The organism is Streptomyces sp. NPDC002057 (assembly GCF_040296665.1).
Lineage (GTDB): Bacteria > Actinomycetota > Actinomycetes > Streptomycetales > Streptomycetaceae > Streptomyces.
This window is the reverse complement of sequence record NZ_JBEOXR010000030.1, coordinates 66420-82289: the sequence shown is the minus strand read 5'-3', so window position 1 is coordinate 82289 and position 15870 is coordinate 66420. Positions and strand designations below refer to the sequence as shown.

General features: G+C 73.8%; 11 protein-coding genes, 2 tRNA genes and 1 pseudogene. 1 reads left to right on the top strand and 13 read right to left on the bottom strand.

Annotation, left to right across the window (positions count from 1 at the left end; all coding sequences use genetic code 11):
* Nucleotides 1–147: 147 nt before the first annotated feature.
* The 7 genes from ABT129_RS23000 to ABT129_RS22970 form a co-directional block, all read right to left on the bottom strand.
* Entirely contained in the window at nucleotides 148–1353 is a 1206-nt protein-coding gene (locus ABT129_RS23000; protein ID WP_502981864.1) for a PP2C family protein-serine/threonine phosphatase, read from the bottom strand.
* Between the two features lie 154 nt (nucleotides 1354–1507).
* Nucleotides 1508–2749, bottom strand: coding sequence for an MFS transporter (locus tag ABT129_RS22995; protein WP_351904556.1), 1242 nt, complete (start codon nucleotides 2747–2749; stop codon nucleotides 1508–1510).
* Nucleotides 2746–3786 carry a PLP-dependent cysteine synthase family protein gene (locus ABT129_RS22990; RefSeq protein WP_351904553.1) on the bottom strand — a complete coding sequence of 347 codons (1041 nt, stop codon included), beginning with the start codon at nucleotides 3784–3786 and terminating at the stop codon, nucleotides 2746–2748. Before ABT129_RS22990 ends, ABT129_RS22995 begins: the two co-directional genes overlap by 4 nt.
* A gap of 63 nt (nucleotides 3787–3849) precedes the next feature.
* Nucleotides 3850–4230 (bottom strand): hypothetical protein, encoded by a 381-nt coding sequence (locus ABT129_RS22985; RefSeq protein WP_351904550.1) that lies wholly within the window; start codon nucleotides 4228–4230, stop codon nucleotides 3850–3852.
* A 105-nt stretch (nucleotides 4231–4335) separates the two neighbouring features.
* Nucleotides 4336–5076, bottom strand: a complete 741-nt coding sequence (locus ABT129_RS22980; protein ID WP_351904547.1) for a MerR family transcriptional regulator — start codon at nucleotides 5074–5076, stop codon at nucleotides 4336–4338.
* Between the two features lie 115 nt (nucleotides 5077–5191).
* Nucleotides 5192–5265, bottom strand: a tRNA-Met gene (locus tag ABT129_RS22975).
* Between the two features lie 53 nt (nucleotides 5266–5318).
* Nucleotides 5319–5810 carry a rhodanese-like domain-containing protein gene (locus tag ABT129_RS22970; protein WP_351904544.1) on the bottom strand — a complete coding sequence of 164 codons (492 nt, stop codon included), beginning with the start codon at nucleotides 5808–5810 and terminating at the stop codon, nucleotides 5319–5321.
* Nucleotides 5811–6005: 195 nt separating this feature from the next.
* Here ABT129_RS22970 and sigJ point away from each other — a divergent pair, with 195 nt between their 5' ends.
* Nucleotides 6006–6938 (top strand): RNA polymerase sigma factor SigJ, encoded by a 933-nt coding sequence (gene sigJ / locus ABT129_RS22965; protein WP_351904541.1) that lies wholly within the window; start codon nucleotides 6006–6008, stop codon nucleotides 6936–6938.
* 85 nt (nucleotides 6939–7023) lie between these two features.
* On the opposite strand, the gene ABT129_RS22960 is transcribed toward sigJ, so the two are convergent.
* The 6 genes and pseudogenes from ABT129_RS22960 to ABT129_RS22935 form a co-directional block, all read right to left on the bottom strand.
* A complete protein-coding gene (locus tag ABT129_RS22960) occupies nucleotides 7024–7623 on the bottom strand; it encodes a phosphatase PAP2 family protein (protein ID WP_351904538.1) in 600 nt (199 codons plus the stop codon).
* Nucleotides 7620–9287, bottom strand: a complete 1668-nt coding sequence (locus ABT129_RS22955; RefSeq protein ID WP_351904535.1) for a diacylglycerol/lipid kinase family protein — start codon at nucleotides 9285–9287, stop codon at nucleotides 7620–7622. Before ABT129_RS22955 ends, ABT129_RS22960 begins: the two co-directional genes overlap by 4 nt.
* A 186-nt stretch (nucleotides 9288–9473) precedes the next feature.
* A tRNA-Lys gene (locus ABT129_RS22950) sits at nucleotides 9474–9546 on the bottom strand.
* A 168-nt stretch (nucleotides 9547–9714) separates the two neighbouring features.
* On the bottom strand, nucleotides 9715–12819 hold the full coding sequence (locus ABT129_RS22945) for an FG-GAP-like repeat-containing protein (protein ID WP_351904532.1): 3105 nt from the start codon (nucleotides 12817–12819) through the stop codon (nucleotides 9715–9717).
* A gap of 256 nt (nucleotides 12820–13075) precedes the next feature.
* Entirely contained in the window at nucleotides 13076–15247 is a 2172-nt protein-coding gene (locus ABT129_RS22940) for an FG-GAP repeat domain-containing protein (RefSeq protein WP_351904529.1), read from the bottom strand.
* Between the two features lie 245 nt (nucleotides 15248–15492).
* Nucleotides 15493–15870: pseudogene (locus ABT129_RS22935) on the bottom strand (DEAD/DEAH box helicase); the annotation flags it as partial.

Sequence of the window (15870 nt, the reverse complement as noted above, 5' to 3'; positions counted from 1 at the left end):
GACAGGGGGTCCCGATTCCAAGCCGTTCCTCTTGATCATTCATGGGATTGGGCGGGAATGGCCCGAGTTGACCCCCCTTCAGTAAGGGGCGGCCAAACCTTCGCGATCTGACGTTTCGTCAATTGTTATCGCAGCGACACCTCTCGACTACGACCGGTGACCGGGCCCGCCCGGCGGCACCACCGGCATCGTCCGGCGCCGCTCCGGCTGCCCCGTCGCCGGCCGGCTCACCGCGAGCAGCGCCATGTCGTCCGTCGACCGTCCGCCCGTGTGGAGCCGTACGTCGTCCACGAGCGCGTCGAGCAGCTCCTCGGGCCCCGGGAAGATCCGGCCGGCGAGGCGCGCCCCCGGGTCGTAGAAGACGCCCTCCGGGTTCCGCGCCTCGGAGAGGCCGTCGGTGTAGAGGAGCAGCGTCGCGCCCGGCGGGTACGGTCGCGCCTCGGCCCGGTCCGGCCACGCCGCCAGATCGCCCATGCCGAGCGGCAGCGCGAAGTCGCCCGGCTCCAGCGTGTCCAGGCGCCCGTCCGCGTACAGCATCAGCGGGGGCGGATGCCCGCGGTTGACGACCCGTACGGAACCCCCGGAGGTGCCGCCGTCGCCGCGCGGGATCTCGGCCAGGACGGCCGTGGTGAACCCCTCGAAGGCGTCCAGCCCGTCCCTGCGGGTGCCCTCCCGGGCCAGCGCCCGTTCGAGCCGCTGCGCCACGCCCTCCAGGGTCCGTTCCTGCTCGGCGGCCTCCCGGAACGCCCCGATGACGACGGCGACGGCCTCGACCGCGTCCATGCCCTTGCCCCGGACGTCCCCGAGCACGAGCCGCACCCCGTGCGGGGTGTCCTGGACCGCGAAGAGGTCGCCGCCGATGAACGCGTCCGCCTGCGCCGCCTCGTAACGGGCCGCGCACTGCAGCCCGCCGATCCGCTCGGCGGGCGTCGGCAGCACCGCCTTCTGCGCGGTCTCCGCGATGACCCGCGCGGAGGCGAGCCGCTCGCCGCTGCGGCGCACGACCCGGTTGATGAGGAGCGCGAGCGCGGAGACGGTGAGCACGGTCAGGGCCTCGGTGAGGGCCGGGACCTCGTAGACGGTGTCGTTGTAGACGTGCAGCCCGACGGAGGCGAGGACGGCCGCGATCCCGGTGAGGAGCGTCGTGAGGGTGGAGAAGAACGGCGCCGCGATCAGCGGGGCGGCGGAGAAGAGCGGCGCCGCGCTGTACTGCGGCGGGGTCAGGACGTCGAAGACGACACCGCCCACGATGATCAGCGGTGGCAGTGCCCGGATGAACCTGCGGGCAACCCCGTAGGGGCGGCGGCCCTCGCCCCTCCGCCCGCCGCCGATCCCTCCCAAGGGGTGCCCCACCTGTGCTCTCCTGCCCCGTCCGTCCCGGCGGCGGCCCGTACCGCGCGCCCTCCCAGGGTCGCCGCCCCCGGTGGGGGCGGCGACTTCCACGGGGCCGACTGGCGTACCGGCCGGGCGGCTCACCCCGCCGGGGCCCGGGGCGGCAGGGGGCGGCTCACCCCTTCCGGGGCTCGGGGCAGCCGCGCGTCCCCTCCTCCGCCAGCCGGCCGCCCCTCGCGAGCAGGGCCATCGCCGCCGCGCACACCAGGCCGACCGCGCACAGCGCGAGCCACGGCACCGCCGACCACCCGGTCACGTCGAGCAGCGCGCCCGTCCCCAGGTTCCCGAGGGTGATGCCGATCCCGCACACCGTGTTGTAGAGCCCGTAGTGGGTGGCCACCCAGCGCCCCCGGGACAGGGCGACCACGGTGTCCATCTCGTACGGGTAGAGCACCGCGTTCGCGACGGCCAGGACCGCCGCGCACAGCAGCAGCCCCACCAGGCCCCGCCCCAGGGCCGCCGGGACCAGGAAGGCTCCGCCCATCAGGGCGAGCCCGAGGACCAGACACCGTTCGCGGCTGAGCCGCCGCCGGCACCAGGCCGTGATCCGCAGCTGCCCGGCGAGGGCGACGAGGGCCGAGACGACGAAGAGCGCCGTGGTGGGACCCGTACCGCCGGCGGCGAGCGGCAGCGCCAGGTAGACCTGGAAGGACAGCACGTACGAGCCGGTCATCGCGAGCGAGAAGAGCCAGAAGGTGCGGTGGGCGAGGACCGTGCGGAACTGCCCCCGCTCCTCCCCCGCGGGCGCCGGACTCCCGCCCCTCACGGGCATGGACCTGAGCTGTACCAGGGTCAGACCGGCGAAGAGGACCGCCGCCACCCCACAGGTCAGCCGGAACGACACCCCTGTCAGGGCCACCCCGAGGAGCGGCCCGAGCAGGATGCCCGCCTGGTAGTAGACCTGGAACAGCGCGAAGGCCTCCACCCGGCGCTCCTCCCCCGCCTCCGCCGCGAGACAGGCCCGGACCGCCGGGTTGAACAGCGCGCCCGCGAGCCCGGTCGCGAGCGAGGCGGCGATCAGCATCGGCAGCGACTGCGCGAACGCCAGCGCCCCGAAGCCGACCGTCCGCAGCGCGCAGCCCGCCACGATGAGCGGCTTGAAGCCGAGCCGGTCGGCGAGCGCCCCGCCGACGAGGAACATGCCCTGCTGGGAGAGGTTCCGGGCGCCGAGGACGAGCCCGACCGCCCAGGCCGCCATGGAGAGCCCGTCCGCGAGGTGCGCGGCCAGATAGGGCATCAGCATGTAGAAGCCGAGGTTGATGGTCAGCTGGTTGAGGAAGAGGAGCCGCACGGCCGGTTCGAAGGTACGGCTCTGCTTCCACACCCCGCCCCGGGCCGGTGCCGCCGTGGTGCTCAACGCACCCGCCCCGCCCGCTCCGTGACCTTGCGGGTCCAGCCGTCGACGGGCGCCCCGGCCTCGTATCCGGCCGGGTCCTCCCGTACGGGTCCGTCGAGGAGACCGTGCGCCGCGCAGAACTCGTCGTTGAAGACGGTGTCGAAGTACCGCTGCGGCCCGTCGGGGAAGACGGCCGCGATCCGCGTCCCGCGCGGCCGGGTCCGGGCCAGCCACCCGGCGACCAGCGCGACCGCGCCCACGCTCCAGCCGCCCGTCGCGAACTGGCGCGAGGCCAGCCGGCGGGCCGCCCGTACCGCCTCCGCGGGTCCCACCCAGTGGATCTCGTCGAAGGCCCCGTGGTCCACGTTGCCCGGGTGGATGGAGGAGCCGAGGCCCCGCATCAGCCGCTCCCCGGCGGGCAGCCCGAAGACGGTGGAGCCGACGGAGTCCACGCCGACCAGTTCCAGCGCGGGACTGCCGGTGGCGCGCAGCGCCCGGGAGATCCCGGCCGAGTGGCCGCCGGTGCCGACCGCGCAGACGAGGACGTCGATCCGGTCGAGCTGAACGGAGAGTTCGGCCGCGAGCCCCGCGTAGGCGTCGGGGTTGTCGGGGTTCCCGTACTGGTCGGGCCACCAGGCCCCGTCGAGGCTCACGAGCAGCTCGGCGACCCGGTCCATCCGGGCCCGCTGCCAGCCGCCGTGCGCGCTCGGCTCCCGTACGACATGGACCCGGGCGCCGTGGGCGACGAGCATCCGCTCGACGATCGGTTCGAGACCGGGGTCGGTGACGACGTGCACGGGGTGTCCGTGGAGCACCCCGGCGAGGGCGAGGCCGAGCCCGAGGGTCCCCGAGGTGGACTCGACGATCGGGGCGCCGGGCCGCAGCTCACCGCGGCGGCGGGCCTGCTCGACCATGTGGAGGGCGGCACGGTCCTTGATGCCGCCGAAGTTGAAGCCTTCGAGCTTCGCCCAGTAGCCGTCGTCGGTCCACAGGACCGGGGTGTTGCCGACGGTCTGCTCGGCGACGGGCCGCGGGGCGCCGATCAGTGGTGCGCTCATGGAGGTACGTCCTTGGGTGGGTACGCGGAAGGGGAACCTGGTCACGCGAGTGCGGGACCCGGTTCAGTTCCGGTCCACCCCGAGGGCGATCAGCAGCCGGCCCGGCTCGGGGCCGGGCCCCGCCCTGCCCCGGACGCAGCGTGCGCGGGGGTCGGTGCGGAGGTCGGGCGGGTACGGGAGGGCGACGGCCCCGCCCGCGTCCGGCGCGGTGAGGGGCGCGGCGGCGGCCTGCGCGGGGAGGTGGGCGTCGAAGGACCAGGCGTCCCCGGACCGCTCGCAGCCGTGCGGCAGCGCGGGGCCCGAGACGACGGTCGCCGAGCCCGTCGGCGGCAGCACGTGGTCGTGCGAGCCGTGGCAGACGCTGACCAGAAGGGCGAGGAGCGCGAGCAGGACGAGCACGGCGGGCGCCCGCCGGCTCACATCACTCACTCGCTCGTCACTCATGGTGCGCGCGACACTACGGTGGGACACCGGGCGGCCGCAAAGAGGCGGGGGCGGTTTCGGCCACCGCTCCCTCCGGACGCGGCCGGGAGCACCGGCCCGGGTGCGTCAGAGGTTCCGCTCCGCGTAGATCTCCATCGCGTCCCGCACGAGGACGGCCGTGCCCTCCCCGTGCTTGTCGTAGTTCACGGTGAAGCGCGGGTCGTCGACGTACATGCGGCCGAGGCCGATCACGTACTCCTTGCTCGGGGCGGCGGTCGTCGACAGCCAGGCGACCTGGCGCCGCGCGAGCGCCTGCACCTCGTCGCTGCCGGCGGCGAGGCCGTCCCTCCGCGCCTGCCCGAAGTCACGCGCGATGCCGGCCTGTTCGTCCATGAACGCCTTCTTCTGCGCGGCGTCGAGCGAGCGCCACCAGCGGTCGCCCTTCTCGTACGCCTCGCGCCCCCAGCGCTCGCCGACCTCCTCCTCGTACGCCGTGTGGTCGAAACCGTCGAACACTTCCTCGGCCATGAGCTCTTCTCCGTTCTCGGTCTTCAGGAGAGTGGTCCGCACCGACGCGATCACGCGTCCGATGCGCTCCCGCTCCTGCTCCAGGAGCGCGAGATGGGTGCGCAGGGCGGCGGACGTGTCCCGCTGGCCCGCGAGGACCTCGGCGATGGCGGGCAGCGAGAGCCCCAGCTCGCGCAGCAGCAGGATGCGCTGCAGCCGCACGAGCGCCGCCTGGTCGTAGTACCGGTAACCGTTCGCGCCGATCCGGCTCGGCTCCAGCAGTCCGCGCTCCCCGTAGTGCCGGAGGGTGCGGCTGGTGGTGCCGGCCTTCTTGGCGATCTCTTGGATCGACCACTCCATGGGGAAGACGCTAGATCTTGACGCTGCGTAAAGGTCAAGCCGACGCCACCGAGGGGCGGGCACACGACGAAGGCCCGGATCCAGTGACTGGATCCGGGCCTTCGTTGCTACTGAGTAGCGGGGACAGGATTTGAACCTGCGACCTCTGGGTTATGAGCCCAGCGAGCTACCGAGCTGCTCCACCCCGCGTCGGTAAACCCGACTCTACGGCATGACCGGGGTGATCCGGAAATCGGATTCCGTCAGCAGCCGCAGTCGTCGGAGTCGACCGGCGCCGTCAGCGGGTCCGCGGCCTTCTCCGCGGGCCCCTCCCAGGTCTCGTACGCGAAGCCCTCGCGCACCCAGTACTCGAAACCGCCGAGCATCTCCTTCACCTGGAAGCCCAGCTCCGCGAGGGCCAAAGCGGCGCGGGTGGCGCCGTTGCAGCCGGGGCCCCAGCAGTACGTGACGACCGGCACGGACCGGTCGAGCAGCCGCTCGGCCTGCTCGGGGATGAGAGCGGTCGGCAGGTGGACCGCGCCGGGGACGTGCCCCTGGTCCCAGGAGGCGGTCGACCGGGAGTCGATCACCACGAAGCCCGGGTCGGTGCCGTCGGCCACCGAGGCGGCGAGCGTGGACGCCACGTCGGAGACGTCGGCGTGGAAGGCGAGGCTCGCGGAGAAGTACGCGGCAGCCGCGGCGGGAGAGGCCGGCGGGGTGCGGAGTACGGGGTTGACCTGCTGCGTCGTCGTCATGGTGATCAATCTACGGACGGGGATCACCGGGCTGAAGTGAGGATCCACGGCCGTCGGAGGGATCGGCCGGGGAATCCCGGGCGTTCACCATGAGGCGGCGTGGATCTCACGCACCGGGACCCGCGCCACCGGCCGTCCCCGCTTCGATGACCCTCACCGCCGTCACATCGGCGGGGCCTCATACGTCATGAAGGCATGACGGGACGCGAACGGGGAGATCGACGAGTGCACCACGACAAGGAACTGCTGGCCCGGCGCTTCGAGGCCGACCGGGGCCACCTGAGGGCGGTGGCCTACCGGATGCTGGGCTCGCTCAGCGAGGCCGAGGACGCCGTCCAGGAAGCCTGGTTCAAGCTCAGCCGCAGCGACGTCGGCGGAGTGGAGAACCTCAGCGGCTGGCTGACCACCGTCGTCGGCCGCGTCTGCCTCGACATGCTGCGCTCCCGCGGCTCGCGCCGTGAGGACCCGCTGGAGTACTACGTCCCCGACCCCGTCGTCCGGGTCACCGACACCACCGACCCGGAGCACGCGGCCGAGGTCACCGAGTCCGTCGGCCTCGCGCTCCTCGTCGTCCTGGAGACCCTGGCCCCCGCCGAGCGGCTCGCCTTCGTCCTGCACGACATGTTCGCCGTCTCCTTCGACGAGATCGCGCCGATCGTGGACCGCAGCCCGGCCGCCACCCGCCAGCTCGCCAGCCGCGCCCGGCGCCGGGTGCGGGACGCCGCCCCGGCCGCCGGACCCGACGCCCGACGACAGCGGGAGATCGCCGACGCCTTCCTCGCCGCCGCGCACGGCGGCGACTTCGAAGGGCTGCTCGCGGTCCTCGACCCGGACGTGGTGCTCCGCGCGGACGGCGGCAGGACCCTCGCGGCCGTCTCCAAGCTCGTCCGGGGCGCCGAGGCCGTCGTCGCGCAGGCCCTCACCTACGCCAAGTTCCGTACGGGATCGCTCCGGGTCGAGGTCAACGGCGCGCCCGCGGTCCTGTCGGTCGCCGACGGACGCCCGGGCGCGCTCATGGCGTTCACGATCGTCGGGGAGCGGATCGTCGAGCTCCACATCCTGGCGGACCCGGAGCGGCTGGCCGCGCTCGACCTCTCGGAGGAGGACCTGGCCCGCGCGACGTACTGAGACGGTCGGGGCCGGTGACCGCGCCGACGTGCCCCCCGGGAGCGGTCACCGCCCCCGACCCCCGCTCACTTCCCCCTGGTGGCCGTCAGGGACGCGACGGTCCCTTCCCCTTGGTGGCCGTCAGGGACGCGACGGTCACCAGGGAGACGACCGCGCTCCCGATGCCGAGGACGGCGCCCGCGGCGACGTCGCCCGGGTAGTGCACCCCGGTGTGGACGCGGGAGTAGCCCACGGCCATGGCCAGCACCTGGAGCGGTACGGCGGCCGGGGGCAGCACCACGCCCACGGCGGTCGCGAAGGCCACCGCCGACGCCGTGTGCCCGGACGGGAACGAGGCCGAGTCCGGCATCTTCACGTGGCGGCCCACCACCACCCGGGCCGCCTCCCGGTCCGGCCTCGCCCTGCGGACCAGCCGCTTGCCCAGCAGGTTGGCCGAGGCCGAGGCCACGGCGATGGCCCCGACGCCCGCGAGGGCGGCGCGGCGTGGCCGGCCAGGCACCAGGGCGAGCGCGGCCGCCACCGTGAACGAGATCTTGGAGTGGTCGGCCGCGTGCGAGAGCCTGCGCAGCCCCGTGTCGAGCGTGGGGGTGGGCGTGGCGGCCACGGCGGCGTACACGGCACCGTCGATCGCGCGGAGGTCGCTGAGGACGCCCCGGAGGGAGCCCGTGGTGGTCGTCCCGGTCATGTGCTGCTGCTCCTCGGAGTGGGATGGTCGTGAAGGGCGAGGTCGATGACGCGCCGCCAGTCCAGGCGGGGGCGGGGCTCGATGGCGCCCGGCCGCTGACGGGGCACGAGGACCCGCAGGGCGCGGGGCCGGAGGGTGCAGACGACGGGGGTGGGGAGGATCAGCGCCTCGCCGTCGACGGCCACGGCGATGGAGCCGGGAGGGGGCCCGGGCCGGAAACCGTCGGAACGGGGAACGGAACCGGAACCGGAGGGACCGGAGGCCGAGACACCCGAAGCCGAGGAACCGGAAGCCGAGGGACCCGAGGCCGAGGGACCCGAGGACCCGGCGGCCCCGAAACCGGCAGCCTCACCCGATCCACCCGTCACAGAGGACCCGCCAGCCCCATCAGCCCCATCAGTCCCCCCTGCCCCGGCGACGCCACCCGAACCAGCCACACCACCCAAACCAGCCGAATCAGCCGCATCGGCCGAGGCCCCGACCCCCGCCGCCTTCCCGGTCACCTCGACCCGGGTGGCCGTCAGGACGTTCAGACCGGCCGACTGGGTGCCCCGTACCACCAGTTCGGCGGCCTGGGCGGCCCCGTCGACCCTGATGCCGATCACCCCGAGCTCCCCCCGGTCCAGCCGCGGCCTCCTGGCGGCGGCGGCACCGAACGGATCGGGCGCGGCGTACGCGTTGTTGCTGACGAGGAGCGCCTGCTGCGCGGGCAGCGGGAGACCGTCGGCGATGGCGTCGAGACGGTCGCCCTCGCCGCCCTGGAGCAGGTCGGGCAGGGCGTCGAACGCGGTGCCCGCCTTCGCGTCGCGGTACTCGGGGCGCTGGACGACGTCCGCGTACACGCCGAAGGAGACGGTGTTGACGAAGGCCCGCCCGGAGACCGAACCGAGGTCGACCCGGAGTTCCTCGCCGTCGACGAGGGCGTTCAGACAGCTCGACGGGTCGTCGCGGTCGAGGCCCAGGTCGAGGGCGAAGTGGTTGCGGGTTCCGGCCGAGATGACCAGGAACGGCAGGTCGTGTTCGGCGGCCACCGCCGCGACGAGCGCCTGCGTACCGTCGCCGCCGGCCACCCCGAGCAGGTCCGCGCCGTCGGCGACGGCCTGTTGGGCGAGCGCGGCGACGTCGGTCTCGGCGGACGGGTCGAGCAGGATGACGCGGGCGCCCAGCTTCTCGGCGCGTTCGACGAGCCCGAAGCGGGTGACCTTTCCGCCCCCCGACTTGGGGTTCATGATCAGCACGGGGCGCCGGGGCCGGGGCCGCCGTTCCCCGCGCGCCAGGTCGGTCCGCTTCTCCCGGCCGCTCCCCTTCACGTCCCGGACGCGGCGCAGGGCGGCCCGCGCGCAGAACAGGGCGGTGCCCCACAGCCCCAGGGCCAGGAGCGCGTTCAGCCACACGCCCGCGACGATGTAGAGGCTCAGCACCGCGAGCGGCGCACCGACCACGAGCAGCGCGCCGAGGACCCGCAGCGCACCGCGATGGGCGAGGAACCACCAGATCCCCATGGCCGAACAGGCGATGCCCACGAGCCCGCTCACCAGGATCAGCACCCCGCCCGCGCCGATCCCGGTCAGCAGCAGCAGGACCGCCGCCGCGACCGCCACGAGCGACCACCGGGCGAGCCGCCGGGCCTCCCCCGCCGGATCACCGGTTCCGTTCACCGTCACCGTCCCCACCTCCACGCTCAGCGTCCACGTTCCAGATTCGCCCACGGTGCCGCATCCCGCGCACGGGAAGATCCGTTCGCGGGAAAGCCCCTACCCGGACCGGGAACGCGGAAGCGCCCCGACCGGTCGGAACCGGTCGGGGCGCTTCTCGGCGGCCCGGAGGTCGCAACCCCCGCCCGCCACACGTAGGCCGTGTGGGACTCGAACCCACAACCAACGGATTAAAAGTCCGCTGCTCTGCCAATTGAGCTAACGGCCCGTGGACAAGCACGCCCGTGCAGCATAGCCCGAGAGATCCCCCGAACCGATCGGGTATCCGACACGGGCCGGGCCGCGCGCCGCACCACCGGCCGTCACGGCCCGCCGCGCGGCGCGCTGATCGTAAGGACGCGGCGCGCGGGCCGGAAGGTTCCACGCGCCGCGCACATCAGAACAGGGACTTGAAGGTGTTCCAGCCGGCCGTGCCGATCAGGACGCGGCCGCCGTACCCGCCGACGCACGTGCCGGGGTAGGCGTAGAGCCTGCCCGAGCCGTCGCGGGCGACGAGGTCCGTGCAGCCGTCTCCCGACTGGTCGCCGACGCCGACCACGGAGTTGTAGACGCCCCAGCCGTGACCGATCTGCGCGCGCGTGGTGACGCCGCCGGAGGCCGTTCCGTAGTACCGCCACAGCGCGCCGGACGCGTCCAGGCCGACCAGGTCGCCCCGGCCGTCACCGTTCAGGTCGCCGGCGCCCGTGATCTTCTTGTACAGCTTCCAGTTGGTGCCGATCCGCACGCGGGACTTCAGCCGGTGGTCGGCCGTACCGGCGTAGAAGTACATGTCACCGGTGGACGCCTGGCGGGCGATCAGGTCCGTGGATCCGTCGCCGTCGACGTCGCCCGGGGAGGTCAGCACGTCGTACTGTCCCCAGCCCGAACCGATCGACGTGTACGGCGAGGAGGCCGAGACCACCTTGCCGCACCCCGGCCGGTACGCCCGCAACTGGTCGCCCACCCGGGCGAGGACGTCCGCGCACCCGTCGCCGTTCACATCGCCGAAGGGCACCAGGACGGAGCTCGTCGCGAACTTCGCGCCCGTCCCGGCGATCCGCGCCGACACGCCGCCGTAGCCGCCCTTGTACATGGACACCGCACCGGCCGTGTCCATCGCCAGGAGATCGCCCTGCATGTCGTTGCCGGCCAGGTCCCGCCAGGACGGCCTGCCGCCGGAGACCGTGATCACGCCCGAGGTGATCAGGTCCTGGCCCTTGCCGTCGGCCGTGGTGGCCGTCAGGTCGTAGTTGTACTGGCCGTTGGGCACGGGCTTGCCCGCCGCCGTCCTCCCGTCCCAGGTGACGGCGATGCCGTTGCGGGTCTCGCCGCCCCCGTAGGAGCGGACCAGGGACCAGCTGTACAGGTTGCGCACCGTCAGCTGCCAGCCCGACGCGGGCTTGGAGAGCGTCCAGGACGCCTTCCAGCCGTCCTGCGACCGCATGGTGGCCGACGGCTTCGCCGTGGCGGTGGTGAGGTCGGAGGTGGGGACGCCCGGCCACACGACGTGGACGCGGTCGTAGGCGTCCGTGTACGCGACGGGGCCGCCGAAGCGGTCGACGGTCCACGCCTCCCGGCGGGCGCCGCGCACGGGCGCGGAATCGACGAGCCTGCGCGCCGCGGGCTTGCCGGAGGTGACGTCCGTGAGGTCGGTGAGCCGGAGGTACGTGTCCGGGTCCCGGTCGACGAGGTAGCCGTCGCCCAGCAGGGTGTCGCCGACCGCGCCCGGGGACAACTGCAGCTTCGTGTTCGTCCGGAGGTCGATCACGCCCCGCCGCTGGGTGGGCCCGCACCCCCAGTACAGCCAGCGTCCGGCAGCCGCCTGGAGCTCCGTCGGGACGCAGGCCGCGCCGGTCGTGACCTTGCCGAGGTCCTTGCCGGTGGCCAGGTCGGTACGGGCCACCTCACCCGTCGCGGCCGTGGCCGTGTACAGGGTGTCGCCCCAGAGGGCCCCGGGCGTGGTCGGCTGCTCGCGGACGACGGTCCCCGCGTCGAGGTCCACGACGCGGGTCCTGCCGCCGCCCTCGAAGACCGCGCGCCGGCCGAAGGCGTCGAGGATCCGTCCGTTCATCTCGCCGGTGGACACCCGCTTCACCTGGCCGGTGGAGGTACGGGCGGTGACTTCGAGCGGCTTGGAGGCGTCGCGGGCCAGATGGACCGTGCGGCCGTCCCCGCTGTCGAACAGCGGCGTGGTCCGCTCCAGCGCCTTGGTCTCGGCGCCCGCCCACACCGGCTGCGGATCACCGGTGTGCAGGGGCCCGACCGGCAGGGTCCGTCCGTAGAACCCGCTGCCCTTGGAGGTGCCCTGCTCCAGGGTGGAGAGCCGGCCCGCGCCGAGGGCGAGCGCGGCGACCTTCGCCGGCAGCGGCTCCACACGGCGCAGCTTCTCCAGGACCGGCGCGCCACCGCCCTTGCCCGGGACGGCCTTGAGGAGGGACCAGTCGGTGGCGGAGGTGCCGCCGACGACGGCCGCGCCGCCGCCCGCGATCTGGGTGAGCTCCGGCTCCGCCCCCGTCAGAAGGGTCTGCGCGGGCAGGGTGGGGTGGAGCGCGACGAGCTTCCGCAGCAGGGGCGAGCCGGTGCCGGGGGCCTCGCCGAGGGCGAGGACCCAGTCGCCGACCAGGGCGATGCGGTCGGTGCTCAGGCCCTCGGGGAGGGCGAGGGTCCGCTCGGGGCCGGTCGGGTCGGTGCGCTCGCGGACGTGGACCGTACGGGCGCGGTCCACCCAGGCGATCCGGTCCGGGCTCAGGGCCACCGGGGCGACGAGGACCCCGCCGTCGGGGGTGGGCGCCGGAAGGACGGTCATCCGGCCCGTGGCCAGGTCGATGAGGCCGAGGTCGGAGGCGTACGGTTCGGCGGCGCGGCCGAAGCGGACGACGGCCGTGGAGCCGTCGCCGGCCACGAACCGGGCCATGTGGAGATGGGCGTCCGCGGGCCAGCCGGTGACCGGCGTGCGGGTCCCGTCCGGGTCGTCGGCGCGCACCAGGTAGAAGCCGGTGGTCGTGCCGGTGTCCTCGGCGGAGGCGTACCGCTGGAAGAGCAGGGTGTCGCCGACCAGCGCCCGGTAGGTCGCGTCGCCCGGTATGTCGAACGTCCGCTCGGTGCCGGTCTCCAGGTCGCGGACGGCGTGGACGCCGATGCCGCGCTGGACGTACAGGTGGCGCCCGCCTGTGCCGGACTCCGCGAAGGGCAGGAACCCCTTGCCGTACCCCAGCCGGACGCTCTTCGCCGGGTCGGTGAGGTCCGTCCACTCCAGCTCCCCGCCGTACGGCCGGTCGGGGTCCTCCGTCTCGTGCACGTACCCCGTGGGGCCGACGGCGGTGACGGTCTGCTGCCGGGGCACGGCCCGCCAGTTCGGCGTGACGTCCAGCTGGTCGACGCCCACGATCGGCGAGGCCTGCGCGGTCACCACGGGTGAGAGCACGACCCCCGAGGCGAGCAACGCCGTGGCGAGGACGGCGATACGCGCGCGCGGGCGCCGCGCGGTTGCGAAACGAGACAAGGAGGTCCCTCCCCGGGAAACCTGAAAGTCCGGTTGCTGCCGGACCGCTGCTCACGCTGGTGTGCCGGATTCGGGGAGAAGTCTCCGCCGGGCCCCCTGGCCGGCACGTCTCACCCACGTCGACCGGCAGAGCGTATCCCGTCGTACACGGGTACGGGCCGGGGGCTGCCCGGCACGGTGGCCCAAGGACGGCTCAGGGCCCGCACCCGCGACGAAACGCGGGTGCGGGCCCTGCCCCGGTTCACCGGGCAGTACGTCAGGACAGCGTCTTGTACATCTGCCAGCCGCCGCCGATCCGCACCCGGGGGGCGAAGGTGCCGGTGCCGTTCCCGGCGTACCGCCAGAGCACCCCGGCCTTGTCCCGGGCCACCAGATCGGCCCTGCCGTCGTTCGTGATGTCGCCGACGCCGACGACCGAGTCGTAGATCTGCCAGCCGCCGCCCACCTTCACACGGGCGTTCAGACCGCCCCTGCGGCCCGTGCCCTGGTAGCTCCACAGCACGCCGGCCTTGTCCCGGGCGATCAGGTCATCGGCCCTGTCGCCGGTCAGGTCGCCGGTGCCGACGATCGCGTTGTAGGTCTGCCAGCCGAAGCCCGCCTTCACGGGCGGCTCGAACTTGCCCCTGTCGGCGGCGTAGAGGAACAGATCACCGGCGGGCGTCCGCGCCAGCAGGTCCGGACGGCCGTCGCCGGTGAGGTCGCCCGGGGCCGCCAGCTGGTCGTAGACGTTCCAGCCGCCGCCGAAGAGGACCTTCGTCCCGTTCGGCGAGAACGCCTTGCCGCAGCCGCCGTCGTACCGGCTCAGCCGGCCCCCGGCGTCCCGCACCAGCAGGTCGTTGCACCCGTCGCCGGAGAGGTCGCCGAAGGGAACGACCGTGGAGGAGGCGGGCCAGCCGGCGGCCGAGGCCCCCGTCCCGAGGCCTCCGGTGCCCGTCCCGGTCCGCACGGTCAGCGTTCCGGTCGAGGTGCGGGCGATCAGGTCGCCCCTGCCGTCCCCGCTGAAGTCGCGCGGCTTCACGCGGGCGGGGGCGGTGGTGGCCGTACGCAGCTGGGAGCCGGAGCCGGAGTCCTGGCCGAAGACGGCGACGGGGCGGCCGTCGGCATCGACGGTCACCCTCGCGACGCCGTGACGGTCGGCGGGGTTGCTCAGCAGCGTGGAGTTCGCGGACCAGACGCCGTTCACCCGGGAGGACGCCATCACGCTCCCCCTGGGGCCGGAGCCGTCGTCGTCCCACCTCGTCCAGATCGCGTGCGCGTTGCCGTCGGGGCCGATCGCGAGATCGAATTGGCTCGAATTCCGACCGTAGCCCCCGTCGAGGAGCTGCACGGGCGACCACTTTCCCGTCGCCGCGGACCGGGTGGTCGTCCTGGCGCTGAACCCGTCATCCTCGTACTCGTAGTTGCCCAGCAGGGTGACATCGCCCTCGGGGCCGAAGGCGACCGCCTCCCAGGGACCAGGCGAGCGGCCCGGGGTGGCCTCCCGGGGTCCCCAGGTCAGGCTGCCGGCCGGACGCTGGGCGAACACCTGGGTGGTCTCACCGCTCGCGGGGTCCTTCTCCTCCCAGAGCAGCGCGGCGCGGCCGTCGGGACCCCTCGTCAGGATGACGGGGCCCGCGTCGCGACCGGAGGCGGAGACGGTGACCGGCTTGCCCCAGCCCTTGCCGCCGGCGAGCAGGTCGATGACCTTGGTCGCGCCGTTCGGCCTGCTGTCCTCGGTGAAGGCGACGGTGGCCGTGCCCCGGTCGGAGACGATGAGCTGCACGTCGTGGACGAAGTACCAGCTCGGCGCTGCGTCGCTCAACCGGACCGGCTCCGACCAGGCCTCACCGGGTGCCGTGCGGACCGACGCGTACACCCCCTCGCCCATGTGCCGCACCCACGTCGCGACCAGCGTCCCGGACGGGGAGCCGGCCAGGCGGAAGGTGGAGCGGAGGTCCTCCGTCGCGATGTCGGTGGCGGCGGACCAGGTGGTGGCTCCGGGTTCGAGCACGGCCATTTTGAGGGCGTTGTTCACCTCCCAGGTCGCCACGACGGCGCCGTCGGGGGCGGCGAGGAGCTGCGGGTTCTGGCGGCCGTCCGCCGCGCTGAGGAGCTGCGGCGCCCCCCAGACCGTGCTGCCGGCCGGCCGGACCCGCGCGCCGAGTTCGCCCGACATCCCGTCGGCGGACTCGCGGTAGGTGAGGGCGACGACCGCGCCGTTCCTGGCCGTCTCGACGGCGTGGACGCCGTTCCACCCCGTTCCGTCCGACAACGGCGTGGACGGGGCCCACGGGTCGAACTCCACGGGGGCGGCGGCGGTGATCCCCGACGGCGCGGCGAAGGCCGCCGGGGCGTCGGTCGCGGCGACACCGAGACCGACGACGGGTATGAGCGCGGTGCCGAGAACTCGGCGCAGGGTGGCCCTCCGGGGCCGGACGGGACGATTCACGCGGTCTCCATGGATGCGAGTGGACGCCCGGAGGGGACGCGGCAGCCATGTGCCGCGGTCGGCGGCGCGTGATCGCGCGCCCCGCTGTGCACACCCCCCGTGCGTATGCAAGGGAGGTTAACAGCGGGCGCACATACGGTGAAAGCCTGTTTCGAACCCGTTCAAACAAACGAGCAGGGCCCGTACGCCACCGAAGTGCCGTACGGGCCCTGCTCTGTCGATCGATTCAGCCGACCGGGTCGGTCTCAGCCGTTGCGCTTCCAGCGCGGCTTGTCGTCGCGGCGGCCGAAGGAGCCACCGGTCGAGCCGGTCGAACCGGTCGAGCCGGTGCCGCGGTGGTCGTCACGACGGCCGAACGGGCGGTCGCCGCCACCCGAGCGGAAGCCGCCGGCGGGGCGGTCGTCGCGACGGTCACGGTTGAACGGACGGTCGCTGCCACGGTGGCCGCCGGCCGGACGGTCGTCACGACGCTCGAAGGAGCGGCCGCCGCGGTCGTCGCGGTTGAAGCCACCCGACGGACGGTCATCGCGACGGAAGCCACCGGACGGACGGTCGTTGTCGCGACGGAAACCACCACGGTCGCCACCACGGTCGTCACGGTTGAAGCCACCCGACGGACGGTC